The organism is Draconibacterium sp. (assembly GCF_041583095.1).
Lineage (GTDB): Bacteria > Bacteroidota > Bacteroidia > Bacteroidales > Prolixibacteraceae > Draconibacterium.
Genome location: NZ_JBFHGM010000057.1, coordinates 1 through 22216 on the forward strand (window position 1 = coordinate 1; position 22216 = coordinate 22216).

Consider the following 22216-nt stretch of genomic DNA (forward strand, 5'->3'; position numbering starts at 1 on the left):
AGTAGTTGGTCGTTCTGACCAATTGTGTGTTTGGGGGTTAACATTAGTTTAAGGGCAGTTGTTGAACTGCCCTTTCTTTTTTTCTTGTACCTATTTGTATGGTAATATTAATTTTGCTTAACTTCCTGATTCCTCCCAATTATTTGTTACAAAATATTTTATTCAAAGAAGCTTTTGTATTTCAAGAAAATAAAGTATGACTTTCAAAATTGCTTTTAAATATACTTACCAATTTGAACTAATTGTGGATTTAAATAAACTTAAAAGAAGCTCTTATTTTGTGGTATTACCACCTAGTTTGGTCAATTCGCTGTCGATTGGTTCCCATAGTTCAATTTTGTTACCTTCCGAATCCATTATATGAACAAATTTTCCGTACTCAAAAGTTTCAATGGTATCCAAGATGGTAACCCCTGACTTTTTAAGATTTCTTACAAGGCCTTCTATATTTTGAACCCTGTAATTAATCATGAATTCTTTCTTTGATGGAGAAAAATATTCATTATTCTGGCTAAAAGGACTCCACTGAAGATAGTTAATTTCATCCGGACGATTCGCATTGCGAAATTCAAAAGTCGAGCCATATTCATTGGTTTCCAAGCCTAAATTTTGTTTGTACCAATCTTTTAAGTCATCCGGATTTTCAGAAAAAAAGAAGATTCCTCCGATCCCTGTCACTTTTGGTGTTGTATCATTCATAATCTCATTGGTATTAATTGGAACTTCATTTGCTACATTAGATTTTCTCGGTTTGGGGTTACAACTCAACAAAAAGCTAGAAACTATAAAGGCAGATGCAAAGAATCTCATATTCAGAAAATTTACATCAATAATGACTTCTCCAGTATATTAACGACTCTAACCGATTCCTAATATGTTACTATTCAGGAGTAGCCAGCTGACAATTTACCATCCAATTAATACCAAACTTATCGGTTAGCATTCCGAAATAAGCACCCCAAAATGTTTTATTAAGTGGCATTGTAATATTTCCATCAACAGCCAGAGCGTTGAATATTTTGCTTGCTTCATTCTCGTTGTCAGTATTAACTGAAATGGAAAAATTATTTCCAAATTCCAGTTTAGGTGCCCATTCTCCTGCTGTATCGCTACCCATTAGCATCGTTTCATTACTTATCGGTAACCCAATATGCATGATATTATTTTTCATTTCTTCCGGGATTGGAGGCATACCTTCCTGTGGTGGCATTTCACCAAAAGTATTCACATCCGAAAAATCACCGCCAAACACCGATTTATAAAACTCAAATGCTTCTCGGCAGTTTCCATTAAAATTTAGATAAACGTTTACTGTTGCCATAATTTTTATTTTTGAATTAGCATTAAATTTCAATTCTTCAACACAAAATTTGGGCTCTGTTGGTATTTATAAGTTGTATCTGTTAGTATACTCAGTTCTTTGGTATCCCAATTCATAAGTCCTATGTGAAATTGTGTCTGGCTGTCGTCAAATAACTCTATAGCAAGCCACTTCCCGTCACTGCTCCAATCATGCCATCCCTCATTTTGAACATTTTCAGTTAGCTTCCAATGCTTCTTTCCGTCAATACTGACAGCAAAGAGGCTGTATTTACCGTTTTGCTTACTTTGGTAGGTGATATAATTTTCAGTTGGATGTAGCTTTGGAGTACCTGCTTTGTATCCAAACCTTCCTGCTGTTGTGTCCTTTTTCGGGTATTGAGTCAATTGATTTCGATTAGTACCATCAATATCTATGATATAGAGTTCTTCATTGAATCCCGGAATTAATTTTGACTTCGTCAAACCTCCTCGAAGAACAATTTGGTGACCATCATTGACAAAAACCGGATCACGAGAATAAGGCAATCCTGTTTCTACTCTACTCTGAATATTTCCTTCCAGATCAATAATATAAAAAGCGGAATCGGCCTTTGGTGTTACAATTACTTCCAAGCCATTCTTTCGGGAACTCATCCAACTGTCCGCAAGAAGAATATCCGATACTTTTTTTGGATTCTCTCCCACATAGTTTGTTTGATATAATAGAAAGCAGCGACGACAAGTATCTTTATCCGAAAGAAATAAAACTTTTTTCCCAATTGAAATATACGACCATTCAACTCCGGGTAGATTGGTAATATTTTTCTTTTCACTACCGTCAAGGTTCATTTTGAAAACATCATAATTATCGGTTGAGTCGCTGACCAAAACATTATAAATTATGGCATAATCATTTATCGACTTTTCTTTTGAGGCTCTTTGATTCTTCGAATTACAGGCCGTTGTGATAAGAATCAATGAATTAATTGCTAAAAAGAATATTTTAGACATGTAACATTCAGGTTTAGTTCAGTAATCTTTACCCTGCATTTGTATAAGCTTCTTTAATCCAGTTCAAAACTTCTTCATCAATATTACTCAGATCAGTAATATTGATCTTATGCGAACACATTGAATTCGGTTTCTCAGCCTCAAGTCTTCCCTCGGGTGTTTTTCCCTTTAAGTTAATTCCAATTTCAAACCTGGTTTTTGTAGCCGGTTTTAAAGTGGCAAATTGCTTCTTTCTTCGAAGACTTACATATGCCATTTTAGGTGCAATTTCCACATCATTACCCAATTTCAAAATCTCCGAGATAAGTTTATCGTAAACAGGTTTAAAATGCTCTTTACCCTTATACTGCTTCACAATTAAATCATCTTGATTTTCCACCGCATCGGCAACAGTTCCTTTTGCCATATGTGCAACTAAATTGGCATAACCATGCGTTAAGCTATGGTCTTCTTTCAGAAATTTTATAATCTCTCCATGTTTAGTGTGGTTTTCTTTACGAACAATTTCTATCCATTGATCGAGAGATTTACCTGTTTTTTCATGCAGGTTTTTAATCATTGTCTGAGTTCCCTTATCCATTTTTAAGTTTTAAGTTTTCTTAATAACAATCTTCTTGATTTATTGTTGGATATGAAGCACTTGAATATATAAGAACTTACGACTACAAGGATTCAAATTCAAGTGTAGCAGTTTGAATGCTTTGATCAACTCAAACCATTCTGCACTTTAGCTGTGAAGAAATCTGGTATCAAAACGTAGCCTTTCCGCATAACATAAATGGGTTATTCAACTGCCCTGGATTAATCAAGACGACGAATTATCGTCGACAAGAATTATGGAAGTATTCTATCCATTATTTATTCCGACAGTAATTCATTAATAAAAAATTTAGCTTACTTTATCCTCTGTATTACCAATTAAGATATAATGTTGTCTTCAAGTGAGAATCTTCATATCATTGAAAGTTTAGGATTGATAATTGTTTCCCATAATAATTTGCTCAATCAGCAGAGTGTTGAAAGAGTAATTACTGATTTAAAAAACAATCCATTTTTTCGAAAGGAATATTCCATCTTAATTGATATCAGAAAAGCGAATACTGAGTTGAACTTTGTAGAAATTGAGGATCTCAGCCAATTTGTATTTGATAACATTGATGATACGGGATTAAATAAATTTGCCATTCTGACTTCTGAATTATTGCTCAACAAGGCCGTACAGTACGTTAGAAGCTATAAACATTCTTCAAAATACCAGGTTTTTTCGGCACTGGAACCAGCACTACATTGGCTAAAAGTTCCTCAAGACAGAAAGTCTCAAATTGATTTGAAATTAAGCTATTTAAATCATTGAAAACGAACAGAACAATAAACAGATACATTCCGGATTCAATACCTGAATTTAGCTTTCACTCATTTTATAAAAGACGGTGTAACGGATATCATCAGATAAGCCCAGTGCTGGCCTACGGAACTATCGCCGCCTTTCAGTATTTCCATTGAATTACCTGCAAACATTGTAGAATAGCCAAGCGAAATGGCGGTAAACGGATTTACTATCCATTTTCCTGACAGATCGAGTTCTGTTCCCAGATATTTTGATGCATCCGCAGAAAGATCGGCTGCAGCTCCAAAATAATGCAGATGTGCATCAAACACAAACTTATCTTTAGTGTACTTGTATTTCAGATAAATATCGTTCAAGCCCACCGAACCGATGTGACTACCAACATAAAAATAATCCATAAAACCATTGAATTTATGATTGGTGCCGTAAAGTGGTGTAAACGATTTATATTTCTCCGTTTCAGTATAACCGGTTCCTGAAAGACGTTCATATCCTGCAACAAAATTTTTATAAGCAGCTTCAAACAATAAGTTCAATGCACTAATCTTTGCGCCCGAAACATGTTTCCCGGTTTGCCAATACAGGTTACTTGCAAGTTTAACTTCTTCAACCGATGTGGTATACCTTCCTCCTATAGTTTGACTGTATCGATTCTTCTGTTCATCCTCTTCCATATACGGAACGCCGTTATTCAAAAGCATCAAACTCAATGCACTGTTCTCCCAGCTTTTATTAAACCAAAGAAACTGAAGGTCTTTGTACGCATCTGGCCCATTGTAAATATTATCGGTGATATCGTTATTTTCATTATGAGCAACACCAAAATGCAACTTAATTTCATCTTCGTATTTAAAAATTGCCATGTCATGCGAGCGTGCCTGCTGTGCCCAACCCACATTTCCGAAAATACGATGATCATCATACACAACTTCCTGACGACCGGCTTTTAATGAAAAATCCGGAGAAAATAAAACTTCGGCCCATGCCTGATGAACGGAAATAGAATAATCTTCGTTACCCACTAATTGCGGCTGACTCCCCCACTGCCGAACATCCTGCAGCACCAGGCTGGTAATTATGTATTCGTTTTTAAACATGGCATTTAGACGAGTACGTTGCGAAGTAATCAAAGATGCTTTCTGATCTTCAATGGCAAGCGACTTATAGCCACGGCTTAACTCAGTTCGCGGCCTGTATTCTCCGGATAGTGAAAACTGTGCTTTTGCAGCAAAAGAAACACACATAATCACTACTACCAAAATGGCAATTCTGGAATTATTCATAAATTTTGGGTTTAGGTTTTATTACTCCTGCAACTGAACAACTGCATCGTAAGTTTTTTCACGTTCTTCGGCTTCTTTCATCCATTGCGGTACAATGGTTTTCAGGAAATCCTGCTTATCGCTATTTAGTTTATCCATATCCAGGCCAATAAACTCCTGCGCTTTTGCTTTGGTAGCAATATCAGGATATGGAATTGCCTGATTATGTCCAAGATCGGCAAGTAAACGTGCCAATTCAATTCGTGTTTCCTGTGCAATCGTAATACCGGTAGAAATAACTCTTCCTATTTCAACCGGTGAGTGGAATGATCCACCGTGACTTGCTGCAGCATAGTCCCAGCGCCATTGTGCATGACGAATTCCCATTAAAATATCCTGCATTTGACCATCTTCAGCTCCCAGATCCCAGGCCTTTTTAGCTTCAACATGCGCACGCACCAATAGCTCTTCCAGTTTATCGCGGTTCTCAATAATTTTATCCTGACGTTCGTACACATTGGCCATTAGAGTTCCGGCCTCTTCACGGTGGCAAACCTGACACGAGTTGGCAATATTATTGAGTGGTGACTGCATATGGTGGTCAGTAAATTTCTGCCCACCTTCGCTTTTGTAAGGCATGTGGCAGTCGGCACACGAAACTCCACGCTGTGCATGAATTCCGGTAGAATGGATCTCATATCCGGGATGTTGCGCTTTCAGCATAGGCGCTTTACTCAAAGCATGTGTCCAGTCACTGAATTCCAGATTGTCGTAGTATTCCTCCATGGCTTCAACACTAAAACCGTTATCCCACGGGAAAGTAAGATATTGTGCGCCATCCACTTTTTTCTTGTCGAAATAGTATTCCACATGGCATTGGGCACACACCAAACTTCGCATTTCCTGATGGCTGGCCTTCGTAACATCCTTTCCCATTCGTTCAAAAGCTTCTACCAAAGCAGGACGTGTAATCGTAAGATTCATCGTTTCGTTATCGTGACAATCGGCACAACCAATTGGATTTACTACCTCTGCTCCTAATTCGGCCCATGCTCCGGTGTAAAATGCAGCTACACCCTTTTCGTTCATCAGCCGCGGAACATCCGGGCTTTTACAAGTCATACAGGTTGCAGGCATCGGCCCTTCTTTTGGAGTTTTTGGTGCTCCGGTACGCAAGGTATTTTGAATATCAGTTATTGAATAGAAATGACCTCGTCCCTGGTTATAGTCTTTTGAAAAACCATACCCGGCCCAAAGAACAACTAGGCGCGGATCTACTTCCAGCATATCAATCATTGTATTGCCGTTATATTTACTCTGAAAGTTGGTATCAGCAGTTCCGTAATACGATTGAAATTCGCGGGGATAATTCTGTCCCCACACTTCATTTCGTGGTTCAAATTTTCCAATTTCTGCCTTCGGAACATTAACGTAAGCCGCTTCAGTTCGTCGTTCAACAATTGAAGAAGCCAACAGACCAAGGAAGAAAACCACTACAACGGTTGTTAAAAATAATACCCATGCCAACCATGGGCGTTTTTCGGTTAGTTTTTGTTTTGCACTCATGATATTTAGTGTTAATTGTTATTTACATATTCTTTTATCCAGTTGGGGACAGGACTTTCGGGCAATGGCACCCGGGCATTCGGAACACTGGAAATGCTGTTTACCCGACCATGTGGAACTTCACGATGGCATTCTACGCAACGTCTGTCTTCGCGATGTGCTTTATGTGCTTCAACATTCCCGATCAATTTGGGATCTTCCAATAGTTTCTGATGACAGCGAATACAATTGTTTTGTACAACTTCGGCACCTTCTTCATGAATATATATTACCTGAGGCTCCTTCCGCAGGGTAAAAATTGTTGCGTGGCGCAAACCATCCTTCGCTTTAAAATAATACTTATTAAATACGTTATTATGAGGAACATGACAATCGTTACAATGGGCAACCTCGCGATGAGAACTATGCTGCCAGGTGGCATACTGTGGTGCCATAATATGACAGTTGGTACAAGTTGCAGGATTATCGGAAAGGTACGAATGTGCTTTTGAAACATAAAATAGAAACATTACCAACCCCACAAATATGCTTAATACGAAAATTACCGGAAGCTGCCATTTTTTAGGTGGAAGTAGTTGTTTTATCATAGCAATTGGTTGATCGAACTTTTATGCAGTAAATATCTTTTGAATCATACATAAATTTTGTACCAAATGTTACATTTTGGGATATTCTCTAAAATTTGCCGAAAATTTCAAACAACATCAAGTTACATCAACGCAATCTCTTTCAACAAACTCTTTAAAACCGTTATGTTTTGTCAGAAGTTAGCAAGTTTGGGGTAGAAATTTTCAGGATATATTTTACCAGTCAAGCAATCGTTTTTCGCCTTCCAAAGCTTTGATATCGGAGATTTCCTGCGAAACCTCAATCACTCCTTTATATTTACCCGATTTATCCCGTACCGCAAAATACTGAATCAGAATAAAGTCACCTTTCATTTTAATCCAGAAGGAAGCCTGTTCTTTTTCTCCGGACTTAAACGACTCTACAATTTTCTCGACGACATGTACACTTTCCGGAGGGTGGCAGTTTTTTACTTCCCGACCAATGATGGCAACCGTTCGTGGAAAAATTCGTTTTGGAGGAGTAGAAAAATATTGCACTTTATTGTGTTCATCCACGTAGGTAATATCAACCGGAAGGTGATTAAAAATCAGTTTAATCTGTTCTGCATTTAAAATTCCGGTGCCGAGGTTTATAAATCCGTCCGAGACGCTTACCTGCTCTTCCTTGTTTGTTGTTCGGGGCTGAATGTAAGGATATCCTATTTCAAATCCCAGCTGATTCATTATTTCCAATTCTTCCTTTTTAATAGTGGAAAGAATCACGGGAAACAAAATATGTTCTTCCCTGAATTTGATGGCCATCATATTAAAAAAGATATCGCCAACGCAACGGTTAAAAGTCTTAATATCGATAGCACCACTTTCCAATTGACCGATTACGAACTTAATATTCGATCGAATATCATCGTGAATAGACCACATTATTTGCAGGCAGCGGTAATCGGGCCATGCTTTTTCAATGATTGGAAAAAGTACATTTTCTTTAATCGTATAATGTTTCACGAAAACTTCCAGCTTTCTGAATTTGTTAAGCAGTTTCGTTTGCATTGTATCGTTCGCCGGGTCTTTTACAAAGGCTTTAAATACCGGCCGTATTTCATCCAACACCAGCACCATTTCGCGGTTATTCTGTTCCAAAACTCCTAAAAATGAATCGGCGACTGGTTCTATTCGCGGATAAGCTTCAATAGGAATATGAAATATATTCAAAACCTTACTGGCAAGCTTTTTTAGGTTTTCAACCGGATATTCTTCTTTAACGAGTGTATCGAACAATGCAATAAAATCGTCTGGTATTACTGTTTGTATAAATTCCTTGTTGGCTAGAATAAAAGAGTGTGCGTTTCCTGTTTCAAGAATTTGTTTTGAAACTTCCTTTAGTTTTGCCAGTCTCTTCTCGTTGGTTTTTGTGAATTCAGACATTGTAAGACCTATTTGATAAAAAACACCCAATATTCCTCGCTATCTTTCTTGTCAAGCCAATGCTTATATTCCATACTCAACGATTTATCGAGCAAAGGAGCCGGAACAAATGGTGCAACAACTTTTAGTATTTCAGTGTCATTCAGCTTTTTTATCGCCGACATCACTTCATGAACTGGTTGATCTCCGGCATTTAGCATTTCACGAATATCAATGGTTTCTGCTACATTATTCTCATTAAACCACGACGGTTTTTCAGTCACATAATTTTCACCTTCATCACCAACAACCTCAACATTGGCTTGACCGACTTCGGTTCTCAATTTATTGATCAGCTCTTCCACTTTTAATCCACCAATTGTAGCAGCCTGACTCAAGGTTGTAATTTTAGTAATGGTTTTGCGCAACACCGGATTCTTCAATTTTTTAAAAGGAGGCGCCGCCTGAATTAGTATATCTTCAAGCTGCGGATAATCTTCCAACAGATCGAATATTTTTGTTTTCGGCGTAATAATCAGTTTCTCCATCTCCTATTTATTTTCGTCGGTGTATGATAAAATCCGTCGTTCGCCTTCCAGGCTTCGGTTCTCAGAAAGATCCTGCGAAACTTCCAGTGTTCCCAGATATTCTCCCGCCTCGTTCCGCAACGCGAAATATTCAATTTTAATGAATTGGCCTTTCATTTGAATCCAGAATGGTGCGTGCGAGGCTTTTCCCGATTTAAAATCCTCCAGTATCTTTTCAACAATATGTGTGCTCCCAGGAGGATGACACAAACGCACATCGCGGTTGATGATGGATCGGCTGCGGGCAAAAATCCGCTCTTTTCCCTGGGTAAAATATTTCACCTTATCATTTCGGTCCACAAAAGTCATGTCGAAAGGAACTGAGTTTAGTATAGCTTTGATTTCATCGGCAGAAAAACTTCCCGATGGCAGCTGAATATTTCCATCGGAAGTAACATTACTTTCAGTAGCATCGTCTGTGAGTCCCTCAGGTTTCCACTCTACTTTTGGATCATAGAGCGTAAATCCGTATTCCAGCGTTTGTTTATGAATACTCCACCAGTCTTCGGTAGTAAGCACATCCATGGCCATAGGAAACAAAATTTCCTCTTCCTTTTGAATCATATCAATCAATCCCTGAATTGCTACATAAAACAACAATTCGAGCGAATCCAGAAGATCTCCGGGTTTAAGGTCCGGTGTTTTCAGAATTGTAATACAGGCTTTCAGCTGATCTCTGATTTCATCGTGTTTGCCCCACATTACTTTCGGCGGACCGGTAATTTCATTTTTTTCGAGATAAGGAAATACCAGGTATTCTTTGCGCTGATAGTGTTTATCAACGTCCATTAACTGATTAAAGAGACTTTCCAGGTTCAGCGCATAAGACTTAAAATCATTTTCTTCCACTTGTGCTAACTGATCAAGCTGCTGTTTAGCTTGTCTGGCTACATTACGTAATTCAACATTTTCCTGTTGAAACACATCCACCGGATGTCCTTCAGGTATGGCTTTCGCCCCCGACAAATCAACGTTCCCTTCCAGCACTGAACCATGCACATCGCAGAGTTTCAATACTTCTTCTTCCGGTAAGCCTTCCTGCATAAGTTCCTGTTCTACCTCAACGACCTCGCCGTATGGAATGTTTTTTAACGATTCAATCAGTTCTTCTCGAACACGTTCTGCAGATTCTCCCTTATGCAGCTTTAGTATCAACTGCTTTAACTGTTCCTTCCTATACTTCGAATTGTTAATTAGCTCACTCATAGCTTATTCCTCAAATTTTATAATTTGCACCGGGCAATTCTCTGCAGCGTCTTTAATTTCCTTTTCATAAAAAGTGTAATCCAGCCCCGGCACTACAATCATTTTATCGAATACTTTAAATACCCTTGGCGCAAAAAGATTACACATTTTACAGGCGATACAAGTGTTTATACTGTCGTCTCGCCAAACTCTTTTTATTGTCACTCAATACTAATTCTTCAGTTTATCATGCTCCAATTTCCCTGACTGAACCTTCTTAAAAAGGACCCCGGTTTAAAACGGCCTCACCTTTTCTGATTTTCTCCGACAATGCTTGTATGGTTTCTTCTTTTACGATATCGAAAAATTTATCGCGAACCTCCTTGTATTGTTCGTGTAACGGACACGGATTATCATTGTTACAGGATTTTAGTCCAAATCCACATCGGTGAAAACACGCATCCCCTTCCATTACATGGATCACCTGGTAAAGCGTCAATTCTTTGTGTTCCTCATTAAAAAAGAATCCACCGCCCCTGCCTTTTGCCGAGTCCAATAACCGGTGGCGGGTGAGTGTTTGTAGAATTTTTGCTGAAAACGCTGAGGGCGCTTCAATTTCTTTTGCAATCTCGATAACGCCCGGTCGTTTGCCCTCCCAGTTACGGAGCTGAACAAAAACCAGTGCACGGATTGCATATTCTGTACTTTTAGCCAACATAAGCTTAGTTTTTCGAAATAATTTCTTTCTCCAAAGCTAATGCTTTCAAAAATAAAATATTGTTTTCTAAATGAATATGTCGATGCAAATCCTGCTCAAAATCGTTTAAGGTTTGATATGTTATACGATAGGTATTGCATCCATCGGGTGGACAAGTATAGTTGGATGTTATTGCTGCTATTTCAAAAAAACGCTCACCTTCAGCCTGGTGTTCGTCCAACATTGTTTGAATAGGTGCATCAATTCCTCCAAATTCAGATGATCCTGAATTAGCACTATTTTTAGCATTTACCAACCTGCGGATATAAGGAAACAACACCAACTCTTCTTTCTTCATGTGTGCAGTAAGGTTACCAGCTGCCGTTTCAAACAGTTCGCGAACTTTAAAAAGTTCAGGATGATTTTCGCCATGCACTCTACATAGTTTATCAAGCTTTTCACTTAAAAAAGGAATATTGTCCATAACATACGAATGATGCCTTTTTTCAATGTAGTCGCATAATTCGTTCAACTCCATCGAATCAATATATTTCGAATCAGGATCATTTGCCTGTACAGCTGCTTCCAATTCAGGAAGAAGTGAAGAGATCTCCACTTTTGCCTTTTCACACGCTTTTTCAATACTGATACCACCACCACAACAAAAGTCGATATTATTACGATCGAAAATTTGAGCTGTTTTATAATTTTCTTTTACAACCTCACCTACTGTTAATTCTTTACTGATTTCCATAGCTATTATTTTTCTGACAAAGATAAAAACATTTTATCAAAGGACAACGGGGTCCTTTTATGATTTTATTATACATTTGCAGTACTAAACTTTAAAATCATTATTTATGAATTCAAAAAAACTCTGGATCGGTTTTATCCTCGTAATGGTAATTTCGTTTGGAATACTTGGCTATTTTGGCAGGGAAATTTACCGACAAGCACCTCCCATTCCTGAAAAAGTAATTACGCCGGACGGCTCAGTTCTATTTACTTCTGCCGATATTAAAGATGGCCAAAATGTGTGGCAATCGATGGGCGGACAGGAAGTTGGAACCATTTGGGGGCATGGCGCTTACAAAGCCCCCGACTGGACAGCCGACTGGTTACACAAAGAAGCTCTTTTTATTTTAGATACCTGGTCGTTAGTTGAGTTTTCAAAATCGTATGATGACCTGGAAGATGAGAAACAGGCGCTGTTGCAAAAACGTTTGCAAAACGAACTGCGGAAAAACACCTACGATGTAGCATCAAAAAGTCTTGTAATTTCAAAAGTTCGTGCCGAAGCGATTAAAAGTAATAGTGCTCATTATTCCGGCTTGTTTATGAGTGATCCCGAACTGGCAGACTTACGCGAAGCCTATGCCATTCCCGCCAACTCGATAAAAGACGAAGCACGGATGGACAAAATGAATGCTTTTTTCTTTTGGGCAAGCTGGGCAACAGTTACTGAACGTCCGGGAAAAGATATTACCTATACCAATAACTGGCCTCCTGAAAAACTGGTAGGTAATGAACCTACAGGTTCCTTGCTATTGTGGACCGGATTTAGCGTTATTATCTTACTTTTTGGAATTGGTCTACTTGGATGGTATTATGCCACTAACCGGGAAGAAGAAGCCAATCCCGATATTCCGAAGGTAAATCCGCTGTCGGGTACTAAACTCACTCCGTCGATGAAAGCTACCTTAAAATATTTCTGGGTAGTGACGGCACTTATTTTAGTACAAATTTTTATGGGAGTGGTAACAGCACACTATGGTGTGGAAGGACTGGGCTTTTATGGCTTACCACTCGCCGACTTTCTCCCCTATTCCATTTCCAGAACGTGGCATATTCAGCTGGCGATTTTCTGGATAGCAACTTCGTGGTTGGCTACCGGACTTTTTATTGCACCCGCAATCTCGGGTAAGGAACCAAAGTTCCAGCGTTTTGGCGTTAACTTCTTGTTTATCGCCTTGCTGATTATTGTTGTTGGTTCATTGGCTGGTCAGTGGATGGGTGTAATGCAAAAACTTGGTTTAGTTGAAAATTTCTGGTTCGGGCATCAGGGTTATGAATATGTTGACTTAGGCAGATTCTGGCAAATCTTTCTGCTTGTTGGATTGGTATTATGGCTATTCTTAATGGGGCGTGCAATCTGGCCGGCATTAAAAGCAAAGAACGAGAACCGCCATTTACTGACCATGTTTCTTATTTCGTCGGTGGCTATTGCAGCTTTTTACGCTGCCGGATTAATGTGGGGACGACAAACTCACCTTGCAATTGCCGAATACTGGCGTTGGTGGGTTGTTCACCTATGGGTTGAAGGCTTTTTTGAAGTTTTCGCAACTGTCGCTATCGCTTTCCTTTTTGTACGAATGCAGTTGATTCAAACAAAAATTGCCACATCTAGTGTGCTGTTTTCTACTATCATTTTCCTATCCGGTGGAATAATAGGTACTTTCCACCACCTGTATTTTACAGGTACACCAACAGCAGTGCTTGCCCTGGGAGCCACGTTTAGTGCATTGGAAGTAGTCCCACTGGTATTAATGGGTTTTGAAGCCTATCATAATATACGAATGAGCCGCGCCAAAGAATGGGTTGCTGCTTATAAATGGCCGATATACTTTTTTGTTTCCGTAGCCTTCTGGAATTTCCTGGGTGCCGGGATCTTTGGATTTTTAATTAATCCACCTATTGCCCTTTATTACATGCAGGGATTAAATACCACACCGGTTCATGGACACACTGCTTTGTTCGGAGTTTATGGTATGCTGGGAATTGGCCTGATGCTTTTTGTTTTGCGCGATATGGATATTAATGCGGTTTGGAAAGAAAAAACAATACGGTATTCATTTTGGATGATGAATATCGGTCTCTTGCTGATGGTGGTTCTAAGCGTTCTTCCTGTTGGATTGGCACAAACTGTGGCCAGTGTTAAACACGGCTTATGGTATGCTCGCTCTGCGGAATTTCTGGAAAGTCCGACTTTAGAAACAATACGCTGGTTACGCGCCATTGGCGATACAATTTTTGCCGTTGGTGCATTGTACCTTGGCTGGTTTGTTTTCGGCTTGAAAACAGGGTGGTCGATTAAAAGATAAAAAAATGGAAGCCGGGACTATTTGTTCCGGCTTTTCATAAAATTTTTTCCTTTCTAAAAGTCTTTATATCTGATATTTCAAATATTGCATGTACAAAAGAAACTTGAACTAGGATAGTAATTTAAAATATTTTTCTGCTTTGAGGTTCTTCCCATATTGTGAGTTTGGGAATTAACATAAAGGTTAAGGATAGTTATTCAACTGCTCTTTCTTCCAATAAAATATTTTTGACCAAGAAGAGGTCTCACATTCAATCATTCTTAATCAGTATTGTCCTCGCATCAATCAATATCGTGCCATCACATTTATTTGATTTAATGTTAACTTTTATTCTTCAATATCTACCGATTTCCAAACGTAAATTTGAGATTGACATACCTTTTCAAAACTTTCAAATGTTAATCTTGAATTTATATTTACTACATTTGAGAAGGAAGAAAATCTTCCAATCGTTTTTATTGAGAAATAAATACTTAGTAAAAGGGCTACTTTTGGGTAGCTCTTTACTTTTAATCAAAAAATTATTTAGCTGAGTCATTATCCACCCAACATTAACACGGGTAATAATGCTCGGAAAACTCGGCCCTTTGGTGTGTTATAAACGATACTGGCATTTCTATTCTATATTTCAATCCCCAGAATTATTATTAAAGTCAATAAGCCAAAACAAACTAATCCAGTTATTCCTGCTTTTACAAAATCAGATTGACGAACATCTCGTTTTCTCTCCTCTATTTTTTTTCGAAGTCCGAATGCAGCAATAAATGGTATACTGGCAACAAAACCATATCCATAGAAAGTTGTTGGATGATATAACTGTTCCATTGCATTCCTAATTAGTCCAAAAAACACATAATCCATCACAACTGCGATAACAAGGAGTATCAAACTATTATACACAGCCCCAATCAGTATATTTTTCTTCGGGAAGGTACGAATACAATAGAATGTAGATATTAACCATATTATAGGTGAAACTGTTAGCATTAAAGTCATTCCAAGCACTGGATTGATACTCCAGGGGAACCATAATATCAAATTTGACATCCAATAAACTGCAAATCCAACTATTATATTATATAAAATCCATGCCTTCATCTGGTAATCATTTGTCCGGTAATTTATTTTATATCATCCTTTATCAAACAAAGGATCTGCTAAACTCTATTTTTCATTAATTAGTTGTTTCAATTGTGCTCTCGGGTCAATAAATCGAAAGCACCATTCAATAGATTTTTTAAATCGCCTTTACACCCTAATATAATCAAAAAATAATTATATTTACAACAGATGATCGTTCGATCATCTGTGTGTTTGGGGGTTAACATTAGTAAAGAGCTGCTGTTGAGTAGCTCTTTTTCTTTGGCATTTAAACATCCATCCAGTCAATAATGGTTCCGTCACACTCGGGTGCATTCGGGCAATAGATGTATTCGTCTCCTTGTTCATCTGCAAACACCTTGTAGTTTCCGACTATTATTATTGAGCCACAATGCAGACATCTTTTCCGGTCTGCCAGTTCAGGAATATCATCAAATATGTAATTCTTATCCAGGTATTTTTGTTTGTCTTCTATTTTTATTTCTCGCATCATATAAAACCCCGTCTTCCATTCATCCGTTCTTTTTAATTCAGAAAGACGTTCCAATTTATAAAAATAGTTCTTCCATAAATCATCCCTTCTTTCGAGTTGGTTCACGGGGTTTGTACCATCATTGTATAGAAACAAACGGATTATTTCTCCGTTTTTATCACGCTGAACAGCATGTTTTTCATCAGCTAACTCCAACAACAAATGTTCCGGCACTTGTTTATATTTTGTATAAACGGGCAAATTCCTGTGGTTTTCCCCCGGTGCTTCCCTATAACTCTCGTTGTTGAATCCGAGCGGCAGGTATTCCCGGTTAAAAGCCATCCATTCATTGTTTCTATTCTTTGCTATTCCGTATGGGAGATTAATTCTAAAAAAATCTGATAACATATTTTTAAAGTTTTTAGTTAATAATTCAGCAATGATATTTTATCGTTATTCTTTACATGGTTTCTCTTGGAAGAAGGATGTATCAGTGGCGTTTTCCCCGTTTCTTTTTCCGGGCTTTGTATTTTGAGTTTGACTCTTTTTTTTGCCATTTACTTCGCTCCACCAATCGATTCACATCCCTTGCAATAACTCCAACCTTGGTCAAATCCATATCCTTAGACTTTTCGATTTTTTGTTCTCTTTCAACCGATTCTTGTAGAGTCAACCTGTTTTCTTTGGAATAAAACTTCGGTTTATTCTTAAAATTCGACAGGCGAATGGGATAACGGGCCGGTTTGCCATCATTGCCCAGAACCACTACGATGTGGCCTCTTCCAGATTTTTGTACCTCAACTTTAAAAGTTAATAAAGCCTGATCATACAAATCTTTGGTAGTGAGTTCATCCTTTTCATTAAGGTGTTTAAACAGGTTCTCCAGGTTCGCTTTAATATTTCTGCTGCGGGCTGAAAAACGAAAGTCAATCTCCTGAGGTTTTTCTTTCAGTGGCAGATTGTACTTTTCTTCCAGCTGATGTAAAAACCTTTTTATTTTCAGCCACTCAAAATTGTCTTTTAACTTTTGATGAGTCACACAATCTATCCGGGTGGATACCACATGAAAGTGCACCCGCTCCAGATCTTCATGCCGGTACACAAAGTAAGGCTGGTGACTATAGCCCATGTGCTCCATCATATTATCTATTTCCTGTTTTATGGTTCCATCGTTCATGATTTTATAATCTTCGTTTGATGGATTAAACGATACATGAAAACACTTATGCCAGGCACGAGGATTTTCGTCTTCAATATCCAGCAAGATTTTTAGCCGGTGTTTTTCATCGTAGTTAAACGGATTAGCCGACTTGGTATTTTTAAAATGAAAGAACGTGGCAACTCCTTCGTTTACTTTCTTTTCATTGTACATCATCACGTTCTCGGTATAAGCACTCTTATGCATCACAATTACCATAGGCTTTAATTTGAGCGAGGTTTATTTAAGTATATCCATGTATTTCTGAAGAGCTGAAAAGTTTGCTTTCAGCACCTGCTGAAGTTTAGCCATCAGGCTTTTATCAGCTGAAGTCAGATTTGTAATGTTTTCTGCATTCATGTGCTTGGCAATCTGGTTTAAATTCACACCAATCTTATTCAGGTTCATATCCATACTTTTTATAAGTGTTGAAACTTCTGGGGAGACAATGATCTGTTTAATTTCTCTCTTCCGGATAATTTTGGCCCGCATAAACTCACTCAGGTTACGGTAGCCTTCTTTTTTGCGGCGGTCCTGAAGCAATTTCTTTTCCAGAGGGGTAAGTCGTAATCTAAGTGCTTCGGTTCTTCTCTCTCTAGGATTTCTCTTTCGTGACATGTTTTCTTAAATTTTAACTGTTAAGACTTTAATTCGCAGAATTAATCAAGCTTTTAATCGCTAGATTAAAAGTCCCTGCCGGACAGGCACAAGCGATTTTGTGAAACAAAATCACATCTTGCCAACCCCTCCCCCACCAGCTATAGCAAGGGTTTAGGGATTGAGAGAAGAAAGAGAAACAGGCTTGGCTGTTTCCCTTTCAAAATTCAAATCAACCGGATTAGGCTAACCAACTTTTTGTTTAGCCCCTTTTGTTTTTGTCTGTTTTTCGTTTTGTTCTTCTGTCAGTTTTTTCTCCTGTTTAAAACCGGAAAAGTTGATGCTTCGGTTGGCTGCATCCACCTGGAGTGATGCGCCAAACTTTTGTCCGTTTCTGCCGGTCATTTTATCCAGAAATACCTTTTTACCGGCAGCAAGTTTCTGCTTTTGTTCTTCCGATAAAGTGGCTCCTTTTATTTTTCCAGGCACTTTAATGTTGCTGGCACGTAACGGAATCAGCTCATTAGTTTTGGGGTCGATAGCCATATAATACTGGTCTTTCTTTCCATCAATACCTTTTAGTTCAATGGTTTTCCCCAGATTCTTATCCTTTAGCAAGGCATTTCTTTCTTCCTCGGTAAACTTGTGTCCCATAAATTTTTCAGGGATATTCAGGCGCTGAATAGGATGCACCTTTACATTAACCGCACCATCTTCCCCTTTCTGAAGTCGTAGTTTGGCCGGAATCCGAAATTCCTGGTCATTGATTTTAGCATTTACCGTATACAGTTTATCGGAACGGTAGCCATTCAGAAAAGCATTCAGTTCCTGTGGTTCCATACGGTTTACAAATTCCTTGTCTACGCCCACTTTTTCCAGTTTGTCAAAAGGGATCTCTTCTTTTTTAATTCTTGTACTTTGTTCCATACTTATTAATTTTAATAGGTGAATAATTACTGGTGACTATTTTGAGTCCTTACTGATTTCCAAAAGGATTTTCCTGATATCATTACAAATCCGGGTGCGGTTATTTTCTAAGAGTGCCTGCAAGTCGTCGATTTTATATACTTCGGGAATCTCCTTATAATTCCGTTCTTCCTTTTCAATTTGGTCTGTATCCACATCAATCAGACAGTTAAAATTGCGCTGACCAACCTGCTGCCCAAAATTATCGGCCACTTGCCCCACCATATACCCCTGTGGCAGCGTAGCTATCTTACCTTCCGGCATCAAAAAATCCATTTGAGTTGAGAAAGTTGATGACTGGGTATTGCGGTTGATATTTATGGACTGGCGTTCCTGCAATATTTTTCCCATACGACTCTGAATAAACCGGGCTGTCTCTCCTACCGACTGACCTGCAAATGCATTTCCGATGTTGGTAAGAATAGCATTGGCCTGTTCTTTTCCGTAATCCCGAATCAGCTGATCGATGGTTTGAATACCCAGCAGCGTTGAAATTTTATTGCTCCGGGCTGTTGCAATCAACGTGTCCAGTCCCCGGAAATAAATGGTTGGGAGTTCATCAAAAATCAATGAGGTTTTCCGCTGGTCTTTGCGGTTGATTACCTTCAACATTCGGGTTATAAAAAGTGAGAGTACAGCCCCATACATTTCAATGCGAAGGGGATTGTTGGCCAGGCAAACTACCTTTGGTCGCTCAGGATTATTAATATCCAGCGAAAAATCATTACCCGAACAGATCCAGTAAATTTCCTTACTGATGATCTTTGAAATGGCGATCTTTAAACTTCCCAGCTGTCCTTCCAGTTGTTCATTTGCTCCCCGCTTGTGTGCGTTAATAAAAGGATTAATGATATTCACCACATCGTTTTCCTGCGAAAGCACCTCAAACAGATCGTCGTATTCCAGTTGCAGCAATTCAATGGCATGAGGCAGGGTGCAATATTCCCCGTTCTTGTACTTCTTCAGAAACCATATCACTGCAGCAAAAAAGGTAACTGCCGATTCCGAAAAGAACTCTCCCTGCTTACGAATCCATTCGCGGTTAAGGTTATAGAGTACTGTCCGTGAAGATTCAAAAGCATCAATGGGACTTTCCATCAGTTCCGGTGCCAGTGGATTACAGCGATAAGATTTTCGGATATCATCAAAATTGATGACATAAAACCGGGATTGCTCCGGTAGTTTCTTATTCTTCTGAGCCTTTAGAAAGCGATTGTAAGCCACTCCAGACAGATCAGGAAACTTAAAATCATAAACACACATACAGAATCCCTTTTCCAGGTGCTGTTTGATAAAAGGAAGTACTACAGAATAAGATTTACCAGAGCCGGGAGTACCGATCACAATAGTTCCCCGAAAAGGATTGATCACATTAATCCAGCCTTCGTGTTGTTTATTCCGGTACTGGTAAACGGTTTCAAGGTTTATGGAATACTCATTCCCTTCGTAGGCACGTTCTTGTGGAAAGCTTTCATTTTCCTCGTTAAAGCGGTCTTTCATAAGGTTCACATTGATCAGTTTGGAGATGTTATCAAAACCAATATTCAGGAACACAAAACCAAAAAATGACAACAGTAAATACGCCAAAGGCACGATAACGATAAGCAACAGACTTCCCCAGAAGATCAGCAGGCCGGTAATTACCTGCAAAACGATGGAAGAAACTTTCAGGTCCCGCTCCTTTTTTGCTTTGGTACCAATACATGTAATAGCAAGAAAAGCGAGACATATTGTTTTAGCCCAAAGTGTATTGGAAAGAAATTCTATCTTCAGAATCTTTTCCAATACCATGGTAAATTCAGGGATATAGAGTCCCTGTTCCCTGAACCAGACCAACTGATCTATGTATAAGGTCAGAAACAGCAGCAGATAAGAAAAAAACCTGAAACCCTCGTGCAGACGTTGTAATTCCCTGGATTCGTTAAGCATTTTCTGGAAGATTAGAATATTAGAAGATCAGAATACTAGAATGAGTTAGCTTTCAGGATGGCTTTGTTTTTAACCTCCAGCGTTAGTTTCCTTCCGGTATTCCCAAGGGCTTTTTCCAACAGTTCGATCTTTAAAATGCGTTTATCGGGAACAATAAACTTGGGCAATACAACGACTTCCCGAAGTGTGGTTTTAGCAGGGATGCGTTCCCATTTGTAATGCCGGTACAATTCTTCCACCTGGTACTCCTGTACATTGGTGGCTTTTACCTGCTTCCTGTCATCGATCCACCAGTGAATGGCCTCCATATCCAGAACAATATTGGTGGTGTTGGTGATTTCCAGTTCAAAGAATAGCAGGTCTTGTTTTAGATAAAGATTTCGTAAACGAAAAATTATACCGTCTTTTTTGCTTTTTGTCTGAATTGTTTTTTGCGTGCAATCCCGAAGTATCTGGCTGCAAAGTTCTTTTAACAGGTATTCCGGTACCGGGCCAATTTTTAGATCCCCGGCTTTCTCTCCATGAAATTCTTCCAGTTTATAGGAGATCTTGTTGGTATCTGAATACTTTACAAACAGGGAATAGGAACGGTTAGCACTCACTACTGTCAGTGAAGATTCACCTTCAAAATCATCCACGGCTTTTACCCTTACCATATTGGGCTGTTCAGGAACTACCTCAGCAATCAGTTTATCAGGATCACCCACCTGCAGATAGGTAATTTTTTCTTCGGCGATCAGGTGTGTGGTTTTGTTTTGACAGATTTCTATTTGATTCTGGGCATATCCTGCCAGTGAAAAAAGAAAGAATGCGATGATAAATATTGTTTGTTTCATGACGATTATTTTTGATTGATGATATAAACAAGGGTGTTTTTCTTGACGGTTACTTTTTTCAGGCGTACCCGTTTGAGCATGGTTTGGGCAGCCCGGTCGGCTGCACGGATTCCGGTATAGGTCAGCGGATTGTTGGTAACTCCCATCAGTGAAGAGGTATTGGCAGAAGCACCCACCTCCTGGTAAACTTTTCGTGCGGCATTATCCGGCACATAAAGTCCTTCCAGTCCATCCAGATCGTAGATCGCAAGTTTTACCGGAACAAAGTTTTCCTGAACAGGCATTTGGGTGATATCGATCAGCAATCGTTCATTTTTGATCTTGCAGATCCCATAGATAAATGTGTTGTGTGGTATTTTCTGAGCATTGATCCAGGTGTCTTCCAGCAGGCGAAGTTTTACCCGGTTACCATTCAACACCGTTGCGGTTTCATAAATCTCTGCTTTGATCAGCTCTTGCTTCGGTGTCTCCTTTGGATTAAATCCGGATGAACGTTTTTTCTCCAGGGTAAAGGACCGGTTATGTATGGCCTCGATCTGTTGCAACCTTCCCTGAGCTTGTTGAAGCGTGTATTTTAGTGAATCATTTTTACGGTTAAGCACGATGTTTTCATCGATGATCTCATCCAGTTCTTCAATACCGGTTGTCGGCGTTACTGATTTTGTTGTTTCCGCATGTATCTTAACTACAGGTTTTATAGGCTTACTCTGGTATTGGGGAGATGGTTTTTTTCCACTCTTTCGAACTTCCGGTTTTGCTTGTAGTTCCTGTTGTACCAGCTTTTCTTTATTTCGGATATGAGCAAGAATTTCATTCTGATTGGCATTTTCATCCAACATGGTGTTGTCCTGCTTCATTGTATCCTGATTACTGACTTCGTCCTGCTTCGTTGTATCATTTACGTCAACTTCAGGCACCTGTGCCAATTGTGATTCATCCTTCTGATAAGCTTCCATTTTATCGTAGATTTCAATGGAATTATCAGCATCAGGAAGATTATAGTTGACTCCTTCAGTTAAGGCTTTGGCTTTCTTCTCTCTATCTTCTTCAACCTCTGTTCCTCCCCCCAGCACATAAAAGATCAGGAT

General features: G+C 38.9%; 23 protein-coding genes. 2 read left to right on the forward strand and 21 right to left on the reverse strand.

Translation table 11 applies throughout. The features are described from left to right. Positions 1 to 273: 273 nt before the first annotated feature. The 4 genes from ABZB17_RS07615 to ABZB17_RS07630 form a co-directional block, all read right to left on the reverse strand. On the reverse strand, positions 274 to 810 hold the full coding sequence (locus ABZB17_RS07615; RefSeq protein ID WP_372649098.1) for a VOC family protein: 537 nt from the start codon (positions 808 to 810) through the stop codon (positions 274 to 276). 70 nt (positions 811 to 880) lie between these two features. Continuing rightward, on the reverse strand, positions 881 to 1321 hold the full coding sequence (locus ABZB17_RS07620) for a VOC family protein (protein WP_372649100.1): 441 nt from the start codon (positions 1319 to 1321) through the stop codon (positions 881 to 883). Between the two features lie 29 nt (positions 1322 to 1350). Then, a complete protein-coding gene (locus ABZB17_RS07625) occupies positions 1351 to 2313 on the reverse strand; it encodes a TolB family protein (RefSeq protein ID WP_372649102.1) in 963 nt (320 codons plus the stop codon). 28 nt (positions 2314 to 2341) lie between these two features. Further along, positions 2342 to 2893, reverse strand: a complete 552-nt coding sequence (locus ABZB17_RS07630) for a DUF4287 domain-containing protein (protein ID WP_372649104.1) — start codon at positions 2891 to 2893, stop codon at positions 2342 to 2344. Positions 2894 to 3241: 348 nt separating this feature from the next. Here ABZB17_RS07630 and ABZB17_RS07635 point away from each other — a divergent pair, with 348 nt between their 5' ends. Next, positions 3242 to 3667 carry a hypothetical protein gene (locus ABZB17_RS07635; protein ID WP_372649106.1) on the forward strand — a complete coding sequence of 142 codons (426 nt, stop codon included), beginning with the start codon at positions 3242 to 3244 and terminating at the stop codon, positions 3665 to 3667. 59 nt (positions 3668 to 3726) lie between these two features. Here the strand turns inward: ABZB17_RS07635 and ABZB17_RS07640 are convergent, their stop codons facing one another. The 9 genes from ABZB17_RS07640 to ric form a co-directional block, all read right to left on the reverse strand. Next, positions 3727 to 4944 (reverse strand): hypothetical protein, encoded by a 1218-nt coding sequence (locus ABZB17_RS07640; RefSeq protein WP_372649108.1) that lies wholly within the window; start codon positions 4942 to 4944, stop codon positions 3727 to 3729. A gap of 21 nt (positions 4945 to 4965) precedes the next feature. Continuing rightward, positions 4966 to 6489: an ammonia-forming cytochrome c nitrite reductase gene (nrfA, locus tag ABZB17_RS07645; protein WP_372649110.1), complete on the reverse strand. Its 1524-nt coding sequence runs from the start codon at positions 6487 to 6489 to the stop codon at positions 4966 to 4968. Between the two features lie 11 nt (positions 6490 to 6500). Continuing rightward, on the reverse strand, positions 6501 to 7076 hold the full coding sequence (nrfH, locus tag ABZB17_RS07650) for a cytochrome c nitrite reductase small subunit (protein ID WP_372649112.1): 576 nt from the start codon (positions 7074 to 7076) through the stop codon (positions 6501 to 6503). 216 nt (positions 7077 to 7292) lie between these two features. Beyond that, complete coding sequence (locus ABZB17_RS07655; protein ID WP_372649114.1) at positions 7293 to 8480, reverse strand: DUF438 domain-containing protein; 1188 nt, start codon at positions 8478 to 8480, stop codon at positions 7293 to 7295. A gap of 8 nt (positions 8481 to 8488) precedes the next feature. Further along, positions 8489 to 9007, reverse strand: a complete 519-nt coding sequence (locus ABZB17_RS07660) for a DUF1858 domain-containing protein (RefSeq protein WP_372649116.1) — start codon at positions 9005 to 9007, stop codon at positions 8489 to 8491. Between the two features lie 3 nt (positions 9008 to 9010). Further along, positions 9011 to 10252, reverse strand: coding sequence for a DUF438 domain-containing protein (locus ABZB17_RS07665; RefSeq protein WP_372649118.1), 1242 nt, complete (start codon positions 10250 to 10252; stop codon positions 9011 to 9013). Positions 10253 to 10255: 3 nt separating this feature from the next. Further along, positions 10256 to 10456 (reverse strand): ferredoxin, encoded by a 201-nt coding sequence (locus ABZB17_RS07670; RefSeq protein ID WP_372649120.1) that lies wholly within the window; start codon positions 10454 to 10456, stop codon positions 10256 to 10258. Positions 10457 to 10508: 52 nt separating this feature from the next. Continuing rightward, on the reverse strand, positions 10509 to 10949 hold the full coding sequence (locus ABZB17_RS07675) for an Rrf2 family transcriptional regulator (RefSeq protein ID WP_372649122.1): 441 nt from the start codon (positions 10947 to 10949) through the stop codon (positions 10509 to 10511). 4 nt (positions 10950 to 10953) lie between these two features. Further along, the gene (gene ric, locus ABZB17_RS07680; RefSeq protein ID WP_319590186.1) at positions 10954 to 11682 is read right to left on the reverse strand and encodes an iron-sulfur cluster repair di-iron protein; all 729 of its coding nucleotides are present in this window, start codon (positions 11680 to 11682) and stop codon (positions 10954 to 10956) included. Between the two features lie 106 nt (positions 11683 to 11788). Between ric and ABZB17_RS07685 the strand changes: the two genes are divergently transcribed. After that, positions 11789 to 14029, forward strand: coding sequence for a nitric-oxide reductase large subunit (locus ABZB17_RS07685; RefSeq protein ID WP_372649124.1), 2241 nt, complete (start codon positions 11789 to 11791; stop codon positions 14027 to 14029). A gap of 621 nt (positions 14030 to 14650) precedes the next feature. Here ABZB17_RS07685 and ABZB17_RS07690 read toward each other — a convergent pair. From ABZB17_RS07690 to traM, 8 genes are all read right to left on the reverse strand, one after another. Next, positions 14651 to 15127, reverse strand: coding sequence for a hypothetical protein (locus ABZB17_RS07690; protein WP_372649126.1), 477 nt, complete (start codon positions 15125 to 15127; stop codon positions 14651 to 14653). 271 nt (positions 15128 to 15398) lie between these two features. Further along, a complete protein-coding gene (locus ABZB17_RS07695; protein WP_372649127.1) occupies positions 15399 to 15944 on the reverse strand; it encodes a hypothetical protein in 546 nt (181 codons plus the stop codon). Positions 15945 to 16092: 148 nt separating this feature from the next. Then, positions 16093 to 17019, reverse strand: a complete 927-nt coding sequence (locus tag ABZB17_RS07700) for a relaxase/mobilization nuclease domain-containing protein (protein WP_372649128.1) — start codon at positions 17017 to 17019, stop codon at positions 16093 to 16095. A gap of 21 nt (positions 17020 to 17040) precedes the next feature. Then, positions 17041 to 17418 carry a plasmid mobilization relaxosome protein MobC gene (mobC, locus tag ABZB17_RS07705; protein ID WP_372649130.1) on the reverse strand — a complete coding sequence of 126 codons (378 nt, stop codon included), beginning with the start codon at positions 17416 to 17418 and terminating at the stop codon, positions 17041 to 17043. Positions 17419 to 17643: 225 nt separating this feature from the next. Then, entirely contained in the window at positions 17644 to 18324 is a 681-nt protein-coding gene (locus ABZB17_RS07710) for a DUF3945 domain-containing protein (RefSeq protein ID WP_372649132.1), read from the reverse strand. Between the two features lie 36 nt (positions 18325 to 18360). Beyond that, complete coding sequence (locus ABZB17_RS07715) at positions 18361 to 20292, reverse strand: type IV secretory system conjugative DNA transfer family protein (protein ID WP_372649134.1); 1932 nt, start codon at positions 20290 to 20292, stop codon at positions 18361 to 18363. A 35-nt stretch (positions 20293 to 20327) separates the two neighbouring features. Then, positions 20328 to 21128 (reverse strand): DUF4138 domain-containing protein, encoded by an 801-nt coding sequence (locus ABZB17_RS07720; protein WP_372649136.1) that lies wholly within the window; start codon positions 21126 to 21128, stop codon positions 20328 to 20330. Positions 21129 to 21133: 5 nt separating this feature from the next. Beyond that, positions 21134 to 22216, reverse strand: a 1083-nt coding sequence (gene traM, locus ABZB17_RS07725) for a conjugative transposon protein TraM (protein WP_372649138.1), incomplete at its 5' end; no start/stop codon positions are given.

Bases quoted from the DNA above. Each gene is read 5' to 3' on its own strand.
- ABZB17_RS07615 (WP_372649098.1), bottom strand. From the start codon at position 810: ATGAGATTCTTTGCATCTGCCTTTATAGTTTCTAGCTTTTTGTTGAGT.
- ABZB17_RS07620 (WP_372649100.1), bottom strand. From the start codon at position 1,321: ATGGCAACAGTAAACGTTTATCTAAATTTTAATGGAAACTGCCGAGAA.
- ABZB17_RS07625 (WP_372649102.1), bottom strand. From the start codon at position 2,313: ATGTCTAAAATATTCTTTTTAGCAATTAATTCATTGATTCTTATCACA.
- ABZB17_RS07630 (WP_372649104.1), bottom strand. From the start codon at position 2,893: ATGGATAAGGGAACTCAGACAATGATTAAAAACCTGCATGAAAAAACA.
- ABZB17_RS07635 (WP_372649106.1), top strand. From the start codon at position 3,242: ATGTTGTCTTCAAGTGAGAATCTTCATATCATTGAAAGTTTAGGATTG.
- ABZB17_RS07640 (WP_372649108.1), bottom strand. From the start codon at position 4,944: ATGAATAATTCCAGAATTGCCATTTTGGTAGTAGTGATTATGTGTGTT.
- nrfA (WP_372649110.1), bottom strand. From the start codon at position 6,489: ATGAGTGCAAAACAAAAACTAACCGAAAAACGCCCATGGTTGGCATGG.
- nrfH (WP_372649112.1), bottom strand. From the start codon at position 7,076: ATGATAAAACAACTACTTCCACCTAAAAAATGGCAGCTTCCGGTAATT.
- ABZB17_RS07655 (WP_372649114.1), bottom strand. From the start codon at position 8,480: ATGTCTGAATTCACAAAAACCAACGAGAAGAGACTGGCAAAACTAAAG.
- ABZB17_RS07660 (WP_372649116.1), bottom strand. From the start codon at position 9,007: ATGGAGAAACTGATTATTACGCCGAAAACAAAAATATTCGATCTGTTG.
- ABZB17_RS07665 (WP_372649118.1), bottom strand. From the start codon at position 10,252: ATGAGTGAGCTAATTAACAATTCGAAGTATAGGAAGGAACAGTTAAAG.
- ABZB17_RS07675 (WP_372649122.1), bottom strand. From the start codon at position 10,949: ATGTTGGCTAAAAGTACAGAATATGCAATCCGTGCACTGGTTTTTGTT.
- ric (WP_319590186.1), bottom strand. From the start codon at position 11,682: ATGGAAATCAGTAAAGAATTAACAGTAGGTGAGGTTGTAAAAGAAAAT.
- ABZB17_RS07685 (WP_372649124.1), top strand. From the start codon at position 11,789: ATGAATTCAAAAAAACTCTGGATCGGTTTTATCCTCGTAATGGTAATT.
- ABZB17_RS07690 (WP_372649126.1), bottom strand. From the start codon at position 15,127: ATGAAGGCATGGATTTTATATAATATAATAGTTGGATTTGCAGTTTAT.
- ABZB17_RS07695 (WP_372649127.1), bottom strand. From the start codon at position 15,944: ATGGCTTTTAACCGGGAATACCTGCCGCTCGGATTCAACAACGAGAGT.
- ABZB17_RS07700 (WP_372649128.1), bottom strand. From the start codon at position 17,019: ATGGTAATTGTGATGCATAAGAGTGCTTATACCGAGAACGTGATGATG.
- mobC (WP_372649130.1), bottom strand. From the start codon at position 17,418: ATGTCACGAAAGAGAAATCCTAGAGAGAGAAGAACCGAAGCACTTAGA.
- ABZB17_RS07710 (WP_372649132.1), bottom strand. From the start codon at position 18,324: ATGGAACAAAGTACAAGAATTAAAAAAGAAGAGATCCCTTTTGACAAA.
- ABZB17_RS07715 (WP_372649134.1), bottom strand. From the start codon at position 20,292: ATGCTTAACGAATCCAGGGAATTACAACGTCTGCACGAGGGTTTCAGG.
- ABZB17_RS07720 (WP_372649136.1), bottom strand. From the start codon at position 21,128: ATGAAACAAACAATATTTATCATCGCATTCTTTCTTTTTTCACTGGCA.